The organism is Streptomyces sp. DSM 15324 (assembly GCF_001514285.1).
In the GTDB taxonomy this organism is placed as follows: domain Bacteria; phylum Actinomycetota; class Actinomycetes; order Streptomycetales; family Streptomycetaceae; genus Streptomyces.
Window position 1 is genome coordinate 138,275 of sequence record NZ_KQ949026.1, and the last position, 14,598, is coordinate 152,872.

A 14,598-nucleotide genomic window follows, 5' to 3' on the forward strand; every position below is an offset into this window, starting at 1 on the left:
GGACGAAACGGCGGCGGACGGGACGGCTCAGGCGCCCGCGCCGGCCGCGGTCACGGCCGGGCCGTCTGCCGGGAGGCGAGCGCGTGCTCTCCGGCCTTGCGCATCGCCTCCAGCGGTGCCGGGGTGATGCCGGTCATCTGTTCCACCTGGAGCACGGCCTGGTGGACGAGGAGGTCGAGGCCGCTGACGACGGCGCCGCCGAACATGGACCAGCGGGCCGCCAGCTCGGTCGGCCAGGGGTCGTAGAGCACGTCGAAGAGGGTGGCGGGCCGCCCGGGCACCGAGGCGGCCAGGGCGTCGGTCGCCCCGGCCGGGGTGGTGGCGATCACGAGGGGGAAGCGCAGGGCGTCGGCGGCCTCGGACCAGTCGGCGATGCGGACGTCGACGTCCAGGCGCTCGCCCCACCGGCGCATCTCGTCGGCGCGGGCCGCGCTGCGGACGTAGGCGACGATCTCGCCGGAGCAGACCCGGGCCAGCGCCGCGAGCGCGGAGGACGCGGTGGCGCCGGCGCCGAGGATCGCGGCCGAGTCGACCTGTTCGACGCCGTGCTCGCGCAGCGCGGCGACCATGCCGGGGATGTCGGTGTTGTCGCCGACGCGGCGGCCGTCCTCGGTGAACACCAGGGTGTTGACCGCGTCCACGGAGGCGGCCGTCTCGCTGATCTCGTCGAGCAGCGGGATCACGGCCCGCTTGAGCGGCATGGTCAGGGACAGCCCGGCCCACTCCCCGCCGAGTCCGTCGACGAAGCCGGGCAGGGCGGCCTCGTCGATCTCGAAGCGGTCGTACGTCCAGTCGGTGAGTTCGAGCGCCTCGTAGGCGGCGCGGTGCAGCACCGGGGAGAGGGAGTGGGCGATGGGGCTGCCGAGAACGGCGGCCCGGCGGGCTTCAGTTGCCCGTGCTCTCATTGAACTTGTCCTTGAGCTTCTGGAATTCCGCGTGCGTCTTGGCGAATTCGGTCTTGCTCACCCCGTCCGTCGCCACGAAGTAGTACCAGCCGTCGTCGGTCGGATTCAGCATCGCCTTGACGGCGACATCACCGGGGTTGCCGATCGGTCCGGGCGGCAGGCCCTTGTTCGTGTAGGTGTTGTACGGGTCCTTGTTGCTGTTGATCTCCGACTCACTGATGTCGATCTTGCTTTCGCCCCTCAGGTAGTTGAAGGTCGAGTCGAACTGCAGGAATCCGTACGTCTCGGGGTTCGCGCGGTCGAGGCGGTTGTAGATCACCTCCGCCATCTTGCGGTAGTCGTCCTCGGTCTTGCCCTCGGCCTGGACCAGGCTCGCGACCGTGACCATCTGGAGCGGGCTGTCCAGCTTGAACGACTTGGCCTTGCCCTCCAGGTCGTACGCCGCGTACTTCTTCGTGGCGCTGGCCACCATCGTCTTCAGCACCGCCTCGGGCTTCATGCCCTTGGCCGCGGGATAGGTCCCCGGGAAGAGAAAGCCCTCCAGGGGGTCCTTTATGTTGCTGTTGTCGTTCGCCCACTTGGGCAGTCCGAGGGTTTTCCACTCCTTCTCGGCGACCTTGCGGGTGGTGCCCGCTGTGAGGTCGAGTTTCTGGTCGATGATCGCGTAGACCTTCACATTGCGCTGGCCGGGCACGACCATCACATTGGCCTGGCTGTCCCCGTCGAGCATCATCTCGACGGCGGCCTTCGCGGACATCTCCTTCTTCAGAATGTACGCGCCCGCCTGGATCTTGTCCCCGTTGGGATTGTTCGTGGCCGCGGAGACGAACGCGGCGACGCTCTTGACGACCCCGGCTTCCTTCAGCAGCAGGCCAATGCCCGCGCCGCCCGTCCCCTCGGGCACCTGGACACTGACCGACTGATTCGTACCGTTGCCCGAATAGTCCGGGGGTGCGCCGTAACGATTCTTGTAGAAGTGGTAACCGACATAGCCGACGCCGCCGATACCGCCGGCGAGCACCAGTACGACGACCAGGCAGGCGACACCGTTGCGGCTCTTCTTCTTGCCCTTGCCCGGCTTGCCCGCCGTGAGGTCCTTGCCGCCGCGCCCCCTGCGGCCCCCGCGGCCGCCGGGTTCGTCGTCGTCCTCGTCCTCGTCGCCGGCGCCCCCGCCCGCGAAGAAAGCGTGCTCGCCCTGGTCGGGTTCCGGGTCCCAGTCGGGCTTCCGTTCGCCCTCCGGCTCCGTCGCCCCCTCGGGCTCCGGCTCGGTGACCCGCCGGGCCGGGGGCTCCGGCGGCGGGTAGGCGTCGGGCGTGCCGTAGAAGTCGGGCTGCTCGGCGCCGTACGCGGCGGGCTGCTGTCCGTACGGGTCACCGGGGTCGGCGGCGTACGGCATGTGCGCGTGCGTGCCGGTGCCGTCCCAGCCCCCTTCCTGGTAACCCTCGTGGTACCCCTGCTGCCCCTGGCCCGGGACCTGCGCGGGCCCCTGCTGGTCGTACTGCTGCTGGTACTGCTGGGGGTCGTAGGGCTGCTGCGGGTCGTAGGGCTGCTGCGGATACTGCTGCTGACCGTACGCGTGCTGGTCGTACTGCTGCGCCTGTCCGTTGCCCCAGTCGCCGTATCCCGGCTGCTGCGGCTGCTGCGGGTAGTGGTGGTGCTGCGGCTGGCCGCCGTAGGCAGGCTGATGGCCCGGGTGGGCCTGCTGCTGCCCGTCCCATCCGCCGTCCCCGTACAACGGGTCCTCGGGATGCCACGGTTCGGAGCCTGGGCCCCGGCCATACTCAGTCATCGATCCCCTAGAGCCGCGAGGCGGCGATCACGCGGCCTTCCCAGGTCCGTCACCGTTCCGCCTCTCTCTGTGCGGCGGCTGTTCGAACACCGCCGCATCGCGCGGAACGTTACCGTATCGCGATCACATGACCACTTCGACGCCCTCGCCCGGTGCTTTACCTGACACCCGTTCGGATTCCAGGGCCTGCTGAAGGATGATCACAGCGGCTGCCTGGTCGATCACCGACCGGCCCTTCTTCGCCTTCACCCCGGATGCGCGCAGTCCCTGACTGGCCGTCACGGTCGTCATCCGCTCGTCCACCAGGCGTACGGAGACCGGGGCGATGCCCTTCGCCAGCTCCTGCGCGAAGCCGCGAACCTTTACCGCGGCCGGGCCCTCGCCCCCCTTGAGGGAGCGAGGGAGACCGACGACGACCTCGATCGGCTCGTACTCCTCGACGAGTTGCCTGAGCCGCCGGTGGGCCGCCGGGAGGTCCCGGCCGGGGACCGTCTCCACGGGGGTGGCGAGGATCCCGTCGGGGTCGCACGAGGCGACCCCGATCCTGGCGTCCCCGACATCGATCGCGAGTCGACGGCCCCTGCGCATGGGCTCGCTCACTTGGCCGTGTCGGCCACGAGGCGCTCGACCGCGTCGACGGCCTCGCCGACCGCGCCCGGGTTCTGGCCGCCGCCCTGGGCGACGTCCGGCTTGCCGCCACCGCCGCCGCCGAGGGTCTTGGCGGCCGTACGCACCAGGTCGCCGGCCTTCAGACCGCGCTCGCGGGCGGCCTCGTTGGTGGCGATGACCGTGAGCGGCTTGCCGTTGTTCACGGTGAACAGGGCGACCACGGCGGCCCGTCCGCCCTGGATGCGGCCGCGCACGTCGAGGACCAGCCGGCGCAGGTCGTCCGGGGTCGTGCCGTCCGGGACCTGCCCGGTGACCACGGCGACCCCGTGCACGTCCCTGGCGGACTCGGCGAGACCGGCGGCGGCCTGGAGGACCTTCTCCGCGCGGAACTTCTCGATCTCCTTCTCGGCGTCCTTCAGCTTGCCGAGCATGGCGGAGACCTTCTCCGGGAGCTCCTCGGGACGGCCCTTGATCAGCTCCTGGAGCTGGGCGACGACCGTGTGCTCACGGGCGAGGAAGTGGTAGGCGTCGACGCCGACGAGGGCCTCGATACGGCGCACACCCGAGCCGATCGACGACTCGCCGAGCAGCTTCACCAGGCCCAGCTGGGCCGTGTTGTGGACGTGCGTGCCGCCGCACAGCTCCTTGGAGAAGTCGCCGATGGTCACCACGCGGACCCGCTCGCCGTACTTCTCGCCGAACTCGGCGATGGCGCCCTGCTTCTTCGCCTCGTCGATGCCCATGACCTCGGCGCGCACGTCGAGTTCGCGGGAGAGAACCTCGTTGATCTTCTGCTCGACATCGGTCATCACGGCCGTGGGAACGGCGGACGGCGAGCCGAAGTCGAAGCGGAACCGGCCGGGCTGGTTCTCGGAACCGGCCTGGGCGGCCGTGGGGCCGAGCGCGTCGCGCAGGGCCTGGTGGGTGAGATGGGTGGCCGAGTGGGCGCGGGCGATGGCGGTGCGCCGACGCGAGTCGATCGTGGCGTGGACGAGGTCGCCCACGGTCACCTCGCCGACCTGGACGACGCCCTTGTGGACGTACACGCCCGGCACCGGCTTCTGGGTGTCGCGGATCTCGACGACGGCACCGGAGGCCACCTTGAACCGGCCGGTGTCACCGATCTGACCGCCGCCCTCGGCGTAGAACGGGGTGCGGTCCAGCACGATCTCGACCTCGTCGCCCTCGGAGGCGGCCGGGGAGGAGACGCCGTCGACGAGGATGCCGACGACCGTGGACTCGCCCTCGGTGTCGGAGTAACCGATGAAGTCGGTCTCGCCGGCCCTGTCGGCGATCTCCCGGTAGGCGCCGGCACCGGCGTGGCCCGTCTTCTTGGCCTGGGCGTCGGCCTTGGCGCGCTCCCGCTGCTCCTTCATCAGGCGGCGGAAGCCGTCCTCGTCCACGGACAGCCCCTGCTCGGCGGCCATCTCCAGGGTGAGGTCGATCGGGAAGCCCCAGGTGTCGTGGAGCAGGAACGCCTTGTCGCCGGCGAGGACGGTGGAGCCGGCGGCCTTGGTCTCGCCGACGGCACCGTCGAGGACGTTCGTACCGGCGTTGAGGGTCTTGAGGAAGCGGGCCTCCTCGGCGAGGGCGACGTTCTCGATGCGCTCGCGGTCGGTGACCAGCTCCGGGTACTGCTGGCCCATCATGCCGATGACGGTGTCGATGAGGTCCTTGACGACCGGGCCGGTGGCGCCGAGGAGGCGCATGTTGCGGATGGCGCGGCGCATGATGCGGCGCAGCACGTAACCGCGGCCCTCGTTGCCGGGCGTGACGCCGTCGCCGATGAGCATCACGGAGGTGCGCATGTGGTCGGTGACCACGCGCAGGGAGACGTCCGAGTCGTGGGCGTCGCCGTAGGCCACGCCGGTCAGCTCGGTGGCCTTCTTGATGACGGCCATGGAGGTGTCGATCTCGTACATGTTCTGCACGCCCTGCAGAATCATGGCGAGACGCTCCAGGCCCAGGCCCGTGTCGATGTTCTTGCTCGGCAGCTCGCCGAGGATCTCGAAGTTGTCCTTGCCGATGCCCTCGCCGCGCTCGTACTGCATGAAGACGAGGTTCCAGATCTCCACGTACCGCTCGTCGTTGACGGCGGGACCGCCCTCGACACCGAACTCGGGGCCGCGGTCGTAGTTGATCTCGGAGCAGGGGCCGCAGGGGCCGGGGACGCCCATGGACCAGTAGTTGTCCTTCATGCCGAGGCGCTGGATGCGCTCCTTCGGCACGCCGACGACCTCGTGCCAGATGCGCTCGGCCTCGTCGTCGTCCTGGTACACGGTGATCCAGAGCTTCTCCGGCTCCAGACCGTAACCGCCCTTGTCCTGGTCGCCGGTGAGCAGCTCCCAGGCGTACTTGATGGCGCCTTCCTTGAAGTAGTCGCCGAAGGAGAAGTTGCCGCACATCTGGAAGAACGTGCCGTGGCGGGTGGTCTTGCCGACCTCTTCGATGTCGGGGGTGCGCACGCACTTCTGCACGCTGGTGGCGCGGGCGAAGGGCGGCTTGACCTCACCGAGGAAGTAGGGCTTGAAGGGCACCATGCCGGCGGGGACGAGGAGCAGAGTCGGGTCGTCCGCGATGAGCGACGCCGAAGGGACGACGGTGTGCCCGCGCTCCTCGAAGAAGCTCAGCCAGCGGCGGCGAATCTCGGCCGACTCCATCAGTGGTCCTCATTCCGGTCGTACGGGTACGTCGTGGTCTGGACGTACCTCGGGTGGGTGCTGTTCTCGATGGCGGCGAACCGCCGGGGCGCGGGGAGCGCGGGGTCCTCGTCGATACCGAGGGCGTCCTGGAGCTCCGCCTCGCGCTGGGCCATGTTGTCGCGGACGTCGAGCGCGAAGCCCACCGCACGGTCCTTCAGGCGCGCCCCCGTCTCGAGGGCCTTGTTGGCCGCGGTCGCGGCGAGGCTCTCCGGGGTGAGCTGCTTCAGCTTGCGGTTGACCTTGGTGGTGGCCCAGACACCGGCGGCGACACCGGTGGTGAACCAGAAGGTTCGGCGGAACATGGCTGGCTCTCAGTCCCTCTTTCCACGGGCGCCGCGCTTCTCCCGCCGGGAGACGGTGCGGCCCACGATCACGGTACGCCGGGGTTCCCGGGCGGGCACGTCCTCCCGGCGGCCGCCGAGCGCCCGGCGCACGCCGTAGCCGAAGGCGGCGACCTTGACCAGGGGGCCGCCGAAGGTGGAGGCGACGGTCGTGGAGAGCGCGGAGGCGTTCGACGTGACTTCCTGGACGTCGGAGGCGATGGCGTCGACCCGGTCGATCTGGGTCTGCGCGGAGCGCACCGCCGCGGAGGCGTCGGCCAGCAGCGGGACGGCCTGGTCGGTCACGTCCGCGACCAGCTTGGTGGTCGCCCTGAGCGTCTGGGCCAGCCTCGCCAGCGCGACGGCGAGGAAGGAGACCAGGATCGCCCAGAAGACGGCCACCAGGATTCCGGCCACCTCTCCACCGGACACCTGGCACCTCTTTTGCAGCGTTGGGATCTATCTCCGGGGCCGAGCCTATCGCGCCGGGGGCGGGGCTCCGTACCGCATTACCGGGGCATGCGAAAGCCCGCCGCCTCCGGGGAGACGGCGGGCCCGGGCGCTGGAGTCCCTACGACCGCTCGAGGATCAACGGGCGTAGTACTCGACGACGAGCTGCTCGTCGCAGATGACCGGGATCTCCTTGCGGTTCGGCTCACGGTCCAGGCGGAACGCCAGGGCCTTGAGGTTCACCTGGAGGTAGCGCGGGGTCTCGCCGTCGGGGGCGAAGCCGCCCTCGCGGGCGATGGAGAAGAGGGTCTTCTCGCGGCTGCGCTCGCGGACCATCACGACGTCGTCGGGACGGACGCGGAACGAGGGCTTGTCGGTCTTCTGGCCGTTGACCTCGATGTGACCGTGCACGACCATCTGACGGGCCTGGTAGATGGTGCGGGCGATGCCCGAACGCAGCACCAGCGCGTCGAGACGGCGCTCGAGCTCGATGATCAGGGCCTCACCGGTCTTGCCCTGCACCTTGGAGGCACGCTCGTAGGCGCGGACCAGCTGGCGCTCGGAGAGGTCGTACTGCGCGCGCAGGCGCTGCTTCTCCAGCAGACGGACCTTGTAGTCCGAGTTCTGCTTGCGGCCACGGCCGTGCTCACCCGGCGGGTAGGGGCGGGCCTCGAAGTACTTGACGGCCTTCGGGGTCAGCGCGATGCCGAGGGCACGCGACTTCTTGACCTTGGGGCGGGACTGGTTCGCCACTTGTCTCTCATTTCCTGGTTTTCGGCTTGTCAGGGTTAAGGGAGGTCGCATCCGCAGCCGGGGAAACCCATGAGGTCCGTGAGGGACCCGCCGGGCAGCCGCTCCCCTGGTCTGGGCACAACGTGCAGCACGCGAGTGGCCCACCGACCGCTCCCGCCGTGCGGCGGGTGGTGGTGGGCTGCCCGCGACACCGATCGACGGTGCGCGACGCTCCTGGAGCCGGTCCGGGGACCGGTTCCGGCTGACTGTCCCGTTCTGACAGCGCGGGACGCAGCGCTCCGAGCGAGTTTACAGGGTGCTCAGGACCGCTTTCGACCGAGGTGCTTCCTGGTCCACTCCACGGCGTCGGCGTACCGGGCCTCCGCGCCGTGCCGGGTGGGGGTGTAGTACTCGCGGTCCTTGATCGGGTCCGGGGCGTACTGCTGGGCGGCGATGCCCTCCGCCAGGTCGTGCGGATACACGTACCCCTGGGCGTGGCCGAGCTTGGCGGCGCCCTTGTAGTGCCCGTCGCGCAGATGCGGCGGCACGGATCCGGCCAGTCCCTTGCGTACGTCGTCCAGGGCGGCGCCGATCGCGGTGGTCGCGGAGTTGGACTTCGGGGCGAGGGCGAGGGCGATGGTGGCGTGGCTGAGGATGAGCGCGGCCTCGGGGAAGCCGATCAGGGCGACGGCCTGGGCGGCGGCGACGGCCGTGGGGAGCGCGTTCGGATCGGCGAGGCCGATGTCCTCGCTGGCGGAGATCATCAGCCGACGGGCGATGAAGCGGGGGTCCTCCCCCGCCTCGATCATGCGGGCCAGGTAGTGCAGGGCGGCGTCCACGTCGGAGCCCCTGATGGACTTGATCAGCGCGCTGGCGACGTCGTAGTGCTGGTCGCCGTCGCGGTCGTACTTCACCGCCGCCCGGTCGACCGTCTGTTCCAGGGTGGTCAGGCTGATCGCGCTCTCGTCCTGGTCGAGGGCGGCCCCGGCGGCGGCCTCCAGGGCGGTCAGCGCGCGGCGGGCGTCGCCGCCGGCGATGCGCAGCAGGTGCGCCTCGGTGTCCTCGGGGAGGGTGACGGCGCCCTTGAGGCCGCGCTCGTCGGTCAGGGCCCTGTGCAGCAGCCCCCGCAGATCGTCGTCGGTGAGCGGTTCGAGGGTCAGCAGCAGCGAGCGGGAGAGCAGCGGGGAGATCACCGAGAAGTACGGGTTCTCGGTGGTCGCCGCGATCAGGGTGACCCAGCGGTTCTCGACGGCCGGGAGGAGGGAGTCCTGCTGGGCCTTGCTGAAGCGGTGGATCTCGTCGAGGAAGAGGACGGTCTCCTTGCCGTACCCCCCGGTGGCACGGCGGGCGCCGTCGATGACCGCGCGGACCTCCTTGACGCCGGCGGTGATCGCGGAGAGCTCCACGAACCGCTTGTTCGTCGCCTTGGACACGACGTACGCCAGGGTGGTCTTGCCGGTGCCGGGCGGGCCCCAGAGGATGACCGAGGAGGGCCCGGCCGGGCCCTTGGCGCCCTCGCCGACCAGGCGGCGCAGGGGCGAGCCCGGCTTCAGCAGGTGCTGCTGGCCCACCACCTCGTCCAGGGTGCGCGGGCGCATCCGGACCGCCAGGGGGCTCCCGGCGGGGTCCTTCTCCTGGCGTTCTTCTGCTGCGGCGGTGAACAGGTCGGGCTCCACGCTGAAACCCTAAATCACCGCACCGACAACACGGCCCGGACCGTCGGCCGGACCACCGGCAGCACCGTCGGCCCGGACCGTCAGCTGGTCCAGAACTCCCACCAGCGGGTCAGGATCAGCATGCCGATGATGCCGATGTGGAGCACGGGCACGACCCAGGTGAACTCGCCGAAGAAGCTCTTCAGCCAGCGCGGGGCGGGCAGGAAGCTGTTGCGGATGTTGAACGAGGTCACGTACCAGAACATGGTGATCGTGGCGACCCAGGCCAGCGAGCACCACAGGCACAGGGCGTTGATCCGGTAAAGGGACTGGAACTGCAGCCAGGTGCAGAAGGCGACGCCGAACAGCGTGCCGAAGTTGAAGGTGAGCCAGTACCAGCGCGGGAAGCGGGCTCGGGTCAGCAGGCTCATGCCGACGCAGATGACGATGCCGTAGCAGACCAGGCCGAGCATCGGGTTGGGGAAGCCGAAGGCGGCGGCCTGCTTGGACTCCATCACGCTGCCGCAGGAGACCACCGGGTTCAGGCTGCACCCGGGGGTGAAGGTCGTGCCCGCGACCTTGGCCTCGAGCAGTTTGAACTTGTCGACCGTGATGACCCACGCGGCGAGCAGACCGGCCGCGCCGGTGATCAGCAGCAGGATCGCGAACGCACGGCTGCCGCCCACCGTCCGGGGCGCGGCCGCGGCGTCACGGGCGGGCTCGGGCTCGGACTCCGTGGAGACGTCTTTGACTGTCGTCTTGCTCATCACGCCGATCCGTGTTTGAGAGTTGGACCATCTTCGGGCAGGGGCCATTCTGCCGCACCCGGCCGGGTATCCACCGTTCGATGGACATAAGGAAGCCCGCCCGGTGGTCCCCGACCGCACGGTTCCGGCCGCGTCCCGACGGCACGACAGCACAGGCGAACGACTCGCGGTGGACGTCCGCCGAGTTGACGGTCCGCGAGACCGTCACCCGGGAGCGACCGACCCCGACGGGAGGGGTGTGCGGGGGCCGCGCGACCCTGCACACCCCTCACTGCGCGGGCCTCAGCCCAGCCTGGACTCCAGCTCCGCCACGATCTCGTTCACGCCGATCGCCGTCTGCTCGCCGGACTCCATGTCCTTGAGCTGGACGACGCCCTCGGCGAGGTCGCGCTCGCCGGCGACGATCGTGTAGCGGGCGCCGCTGCGGTTGGCGTTCTTCATGGCGCCCTTGAGGCCCTTGGCACCGTAGGAGAAGTCGGCCGCGACACCGACCTTGCGCAGCTCCGTGACCTTGGCGAACAGCACCCGGCGGGCCTCCTCGCCGAGCGGGACGGCGTAGACGGCGGTGGGGGACGGCAGGTCGAGCGCGACACCCTCGGCCTCCAGCGCCAGGACCGTGCGGTCGACGCCGAGGGCCCAGCCGACGGATGGCAGGGCCGGGCCGCCGATCATCTCCGACAGTCCGTCGTAGCGGCCGCCGCCGCCCACCGCGGACTGGGAGCCGAGACCGTCGTGGACGAACTCGAAGGTCGTCCGGGTGTAGTAGTCCAGGCCGCGGACCAGCTTCGGGTCGTCCTCGAAGGCGACACCGGCGGCCGTGATCAGCTCACGGACCTCCTCGTGGTACGCCTTGCACGCGTCGCAGAGGTAGTCCCGCAGGAGGGGGGCGTCACCGAGCTGCTTCTGGACCGACTCGCGCTTGTCGTCCAGGACGCGCAGCGGGTTGATGTCGGCGCGGCGCAGGGTGTCCTCGTCGAGGTCCAGGCCGCGCAGGAAGTCCTGGAGCGCGGCCCGGTACACCGGACGGCACTCCTTGTCGCCGAGGCTGTTGAGCAGGATGCGGAAGTTCCTCAGGCCCAGCGAGCGGTACGCCTGGTCGGCCAGGATGATCAGCTCGGCGTCCAGCGCCGGGTCCTCCGCGCCGATGGCCTCGGCGCCGACCTGGGAGAAGTGGCGGTAGCGGCCCTTCTGGGGGCGCTCGTAGCGGTAGTACGAGCCGGAGTACCAGAGCTTGACGGGAAGGTTGCCCGTCTTGTGGAGGTTGGCCTCCAGCGCCGCGCGCAGGACCGAGGCGGTTCCCTCGGGGCGCAGGGCCAGCCTGTCGCCGCCCTTGGTCTCGAAGGCGTACATCTCCTTGGTCACGATGTCGGTGGACTCACCGACACCGCGGGCGAAGAGCTCCACGCTCTCGAAGCCGGGCGTCTCGATGTAGCCGTAGCCGGAGTTGCGCAGCGGTGCGGCGATCGCCTCGCGGACCGCGAGGTAGCGGGCGGAGTCGGGCGGCAGCAGGTCGTACGTGCCCTTGGGGGCCTGAAAGGTGCTCACGGAAGTCTCTCGTCACATTCCTCGTCGGGGAGCGTCGGACGCTCCCTGGCCGCCGGCGGCCACCTGCCGCAGATACGGATTGGTGGCGCGCTCCTGGCCGATGGTCGTCTGGGGGCCGTGGCCGGACAGGACCACGGTCGAGTCGTCGAGCGGCAGGCACACGCGGGCCAGCGAGTCGAGCATCTCGGCCATGTCACCGCCGGGCAGGTCGGTGCGTCCGATGGAGCCGGCGAACAGCAGATCCCCCGAGAAGAAGACCGAGGGGATCTCGGTCGTCTCGGGCATCCGGAAGGTCACCGACCCCTTGGTATGGCCCGGCGCGTGCGCGACGGAGAACCGCAGACCCGCCAGGTCCAGCTCGACGCCGTCGGTCAGCTCGCGGACGTCGTCCGGCTCCCCCACGGTCAGCTCGCCCATCAGCTGCATCCCGACGGACCGGCCGAGCGCCTTCTCGGGGTCGCTCATCATGAACCGGTCCTCGGGGTGGATCCAGGCCGGCACGTCGTGCGCGCCGCAGACCGGGACGACCGAGGCCACATGGTCGATGTGGCCGTGTGTCAGGACGACCGCGACGGGCTTGAGCCGATGCTTCCTCAGCGCTTCCTCGACTCCGGGGGCCGCCTGATGGCCCGGGTCGATGATCACGCACTCCTCACCGGCGGCGGGGGCGACGAGATAACAGTTCGTCCCCCAGGCCCCGGCGGGGAACCCGGCAATGAGCACGATCGTCCTTGGTTGTGTCGATTACGGGAGGCTTCTGCGCGGCGACAGCCGCTGTCAGAGCCTACCGGCGCTGCCGTTTCCTCAGCGAACCCATATACGGTACGGGGCACACGCAAGCGGTCGATGTCACGAGACGCACGAGGAGAGAATCCGGTGGTCACCCAGGAACAGCGCAAGCGTCAGCTCGCCCGGGAGAAGTTCTTGCGGCAGCAGCAGCGCCGCACGGCCGCGCGACGCAAGGCGCGCGTGCGCAACTCGGTGATCGCGTCGGTGCTCGGCGTGATCGTGATCGGCAGCCTCACGCTGTACACGACGGGCGTGCTCAAGAACGACAAGGACGACAAGTCGAACACGAGCGCGGAGGCGAGCCCGGCCGCGTCGCCGAGCGCGGCGAAGGACCCGTGCGAGAAGGCCGCCGCCGGCTCGGTGAAGAAGCTGTCGTGGAAGAAGGAGCCGGCGGTCACCATCGACAAGTCGGCCGACTACACGATGAAGCTGGCCACGACCTGCGGTGACATCGACATAGCGCTGAAGACTGCCGCGGCCCCGCACACGGTCAACTCCTTCGACTTCCTCGCCGGCAAGGGCTACTTCGACCACACGAAGTGCCACCGGCTGACCACCAACGGGATCTACGTCCTGCAGTGCGGCGACCCCACGGGCAGCGGCAGCGGCGGTCCGGGCTACACCATCCCGGACGAGAACCTGAAGGACAAGAGCCTCAAGGCCAACACCTACCCGGCGGGCACGGTGGCCATGGCCAACACCGGTCAGGCGCACACCGGCGGCAGCCAGTTCTTCCTGGTCTACCAGGACAGTTCGCTCCCGCCGAGCTACACCCCGTTCGGTACGGTGTCCGCCGAGGGCATGAAGGTCCTGAAGAAGATCGCCGCCGCGGGTGAGAACACCGGCGCCGGTGACGGTGCCCCGAACGCGACCGTGGTGATCAACAAGGCGACGGTCACGAAGTCCTGACGTCCAGGGCGGCCAACTGCGGAATTCGGTCGCGCTGGATGCGGACAGGCGCCCCGCCGGTCGCCTATGTTGGCCGTGACGAAACTGTGGACGATGCCCGGGGGCGCCGTAGCCCCTCGGAGGCATCATGTGGAGGAGGCGCTGTGAGCAGCGACCCGTGGGGCCGCGTCGACGAGACGGGGACCGTGTACGTGCGTACGGCCGACGGAGAGCAGGTCGTCGGTTCCTGGCAGGCGGGCTCCCCCGAGGAGGCCTTGGCCTACTTCGAGCGCAAGTACGAGGGCCTGGTTGTCGAGATCGGCCTCCTCGAGAAGCGAGTGCAGACGACCGATCTGTCGACGAAGGACGCCCAGGTCGCCATCGACCACATCCGCGAGCAGGTCGACGCGCATCATGTGGTGGGTGACCTGGACGCGCTGCGGACCCGGCTGGACAAGCTGGTGCAGGCGGTCGAGTCGCGCCGCGAGGAGCGCAAGCAGCAGCGGGCCAAGCAGTCCGACGAGGCCCGGCACGCCAAGGAGGAGCTGGTCGCCGAGGCGGAGCAGCTCGCGCAGTCCGACCAGTGGCGGGCGGCCGGCGAGCGGCTGCGGGCCCTGGTGGACACCTGGAAGGGTCTGCCGCGCCTGGACCGCAAGTCCGACGACGAGCTCTGGCACCGGTTCTCGCACGCGCGCTCGGCGTTCTCCAAGCGCCGCAAGGCCCACTTCGCGCAGCTGGACGCGCAGCGCGAGGACGCCCGCCGGATCAAGGAGCGCCTGGTCGCGGAGGCCGAGGCGCTGTCGGGTTCGACGGACTGGGGTCCGACGGCGGCCCGCTACCGCGAGCTGATGGCCGACTGGAAGGCCGCGGGCCGCGCCCAGCGCGAGCACGAGGACGACCTGTGGAACCGCTTCCGCGGCGCCCAGGACGTGTTCTTCGCGGCGCGCAGCTCGGTCTTCGCCGAGCGGGACGCCGAACAGACGGAGAATCTGAAGCTCAAGGAGGAGCTGGCCGAGGAGGCCGAGAAGATCCTCCCCGTCACCGACTTGAAGGCGGCGCGTGCCGCGTTCCGCTCGATCAACGAGCGCTGGGAGGCCGTCGGTCATGTGCCGCGGGACGCCCGGCCGAAGGTCGAGGGCCGGATGCACGCCGTGGAGCGGGCGATCCAGGAGGCCGAGGAGGCCGAGTGGCGCCGCACCAACCCGGAGGCACGCGCGCGTGCCGAGGGTCTGACCGGCCAGCTCCAGGCCGCGGTGGACAAGCTGCGGGCGCAGATCGACCAGGCCCGCGCCCAGGGCAACGCCTCCCGCGCCGACAAGCTGGAGCGCGAGCTGGAGGGCCGCCAGGCCCTGCTGGACCAGGCGCTGAAGGGTCTGCAGGAGTTCGGCGGCTGATACCCGCCCCCGCCGACATGAGGAGGGCCCCCGTACACGGTGTACGGGGGCCC

13 protein-coding genes are annotated in these 14,598 nt (G+C 70.0%); 2 read left to right on the forward strand and 11 right to left on the reverse strand.

From position 1 onward, the window contains the following. Nucleotides 1-50: 50 nt before the first annotated feature. The 11 genes from AQJ58_RS14875 to AQJ58_RS14925 form a co-directional block, all read right to left on the reverse strand. Complete coding sequence (locus AQJ58_RS14875) at nucleotides 51-905, reverse strand: shikimate dehydrogenase (RefSeq protein WP_067250046.1); 855 nt, start codon at nucleotides 903-905, stop codon at nucleotides 51-53. Continuing rightward, nucleotides 886-2,694, reverse strand: coding sequence for an endolytic transglycosylase MltG (gene mltG, locus AQJ58_RS14880; RefSeq protein WP_079078929.1), 1,809 nt, complete (start codon nucleotides 2,692-2,694; stop codon nucleotides 886-888). Before mltG ends, AQJ58_RS14875 begins: the two co-directional genes overlap by 20 nt. A 123-nt stretch (nucleotides 2,695-2,817) precedes the next feature. Beyond that, nucleotides 2,818-3,282, reverse strand: coding sequence for a Holliday junction resolvase RuvX (gene ruvX, locus AQJ58_RS14885; RefSeq protein WP_067250897.1), 465 nt, complete (start codon nucleotides 3,280-3,282; stop codon nucleotides 2,818-2,820). An 8-nt stretch (nucleotides 3,283-3,290) separates the two neighbouring features. Beyond that, the gene (gene alaS, locus AQJ58_RS14890) at nucleotides 3,291-5,963 is read right to left on the reverse strand and encodes an alanine--tRNA ligase (RefSeq protein WP_067250051.1); all 2,673 of its coding nucleotides are present in this window, start codon (nucleotides 5,961-5,963) and stop codon (nucleotides 3,291-3,293) included. Then, the gene (locus tag AQJ58_RS14895) at nucleotides 5,963-6,307 is read right to left on the reverse strand and encodes a hypothetical protein (protein WP_067250053.1); all 345 of its coding nucleotides are present in this window, start codon (nucleotides 6,305-6,307) and stop codon (nucleotides 5,963-5,965) included. The genes alaS and AQJ58_RS14895 overlap by 1 nt, the downstream gene beginning before the upstream one ends. A 9-nt stretch (nucleotides 6,308-6,316) precedes the next feature. Continuing rightward, a complete protein-coding gene (locus AQJ58_RS14900; protein WP_067250056.1) occupies nucleotides 6,317-6,757 on the reverse strand; it encodes a DUF948 domain-containing protein in 441 nt (146 codons plus the stop codon). A 156-nt stretch (nucleotides 6,758-6,913) separates the two neighbouring features. Further along, nucleotides 6,914-7,528 carry a 30S ribosomal protein S4 gene (gene rpsD, locus AQJ58_RS14905; protein ID WP_055633391.1) on the reverse strand — a complete coding sequence of 205 codons (615 nt, stop codon included), beginning with the start codon at nucleotides 7,526-7,528 and terminating at the stop codon, nucleotides 6,914-6,916. Nucleotides 7,529-7,827: 299 nt separating this feature from the next. After that, the gene (locus AQJ58_RS14910) at nucleotides 7,828-9,183 is read right to left on the reverse strand and encodes a replication-associated recombination protein A (RefSeq protein ID WP_067250059.1); all 1,356 of its coding nucleotides are present in this window, start codon (nucleotides 9,181-9,183) and stop codon (nucleotides 7,828-7,830) included. Between the two features lie 80 nt (nucleotides 9,184-9,263). Further along, a complete protein-coding gene (locus AQJ58_RS14915) occupies nucleotides 9,264-9,929 on the reverse strand; it encodes a vitamin K epoxide reductase family protein (protein WP_067250061.1) in 666 nt (221 codons plus the stop codon). Between the two features lie 282 nt (nucleotides 9,930-10,211). Beyond that, nucleotides 10,212-11,474 (reverse strand): histidine--tRNA ligase, encoded by a 1,263-nt coding sequence (hisS, locus tag AQJ58_RS14920; protein WP_067250064.1) that lies wholly within the window; start codon nucleotides 11,472-11,474, stop codon nucleotides 10,212-10,214. Nucleotides 11,475-11,486: 12 nt separating this feature from the next. Continuing rightward, nucleotides 11,487-12,197 carry an MBL fold metallo-hydrolase gene (locus AQJ58_RS14925; RefSeq protein ID WP_067250066.1) on the reverse strand — a complete coding sequence of 237 codons (711 nt, stop codon included), beginning with the start codon at nucleotides 12,195-12,197 and terminating at the stop codon, nucleotides 11,487-11,489. A gap of 153 nt (nucleotides 12,198-12,350) precedes the next feature. Between AQJ58_RS14925 and AQJ58_RS14930 the strand changes: the two genes are divergently transcribed. Continuing rightward, complete coding sequence (locus tag AQJ58_RS14930) at nucleotides 12,351-13,172, forward strand: peptidylprolyl isomerase (RefSeq protein ID WP_067250068.1); 822 nt, start codon at nucleotides 12,351-12,353, stop codon at nucleotides 13,170-13,172. Between the two features lie 143 nt (nucleotides 13,173-13,315). Then, on the forward strand, nucleotides 13,316-14,545 hold the full coding sequence (locus AQJ58_RS14935; protein ID WP_067250071.1) for a DUF349 domain-containing protein: 1,230 nt from the start codon (nucleotides 13,316-13,318) through the stop codon (nucleotides 14,543-14,545). Nucleotides 14,546-14,598: the final 53 nt, after the last annotated feature.

What these genes read in the sequence shown, in the direction of transcription:
- AQJ58_RS14875 (WP_067250046.1), bottom strand. Translation starts at nt 905, where the DNA reads ATGAGAGCACGGGCAACTGAAGCCCGCCGGGCCGCCGTTCTCGGCAGC.
- mltG (WP_079078929.1), bottom strand. Translation starts at nt 2,694, where the DNA reads ATGACTGAGTATGGCCGGGGCCCAGGCTCCGAACCGTGGCATCCCGAG.
- ruvX (WP_067250897.1), bottom strand. Translation starts at nt 3,282, where the DNA reads ATGCGCAGGGGCCGTCGACTCGCGATCGATGTCGGGGACGCCAGGATC.
- alaS (WP_067250051.1), bottom strand. Translation starts at nt 5,963, where the DNA reads ATGGAGTCGGCCGAGATTCGCCGCCGCTGGCTGAGCTTCTTCGAGGAG.
- AQJ58_RS14895 (WP_067250053.1), bottom strand. Translation starts at nt 6,307, where the DNA reads ATGTTCCGCCGAACCTTCTGGTTCACCACCGGTGTCGCCGCCGGTGTC.
- AQJ58_RS14915 (WP_067250061.1), bottom strand. Translation starts at nt 9,929, where the DNA reads ATGAGCAAGACGACAGTCAAAGACGTCTCCACGGAGTCCGAGCCCGAG.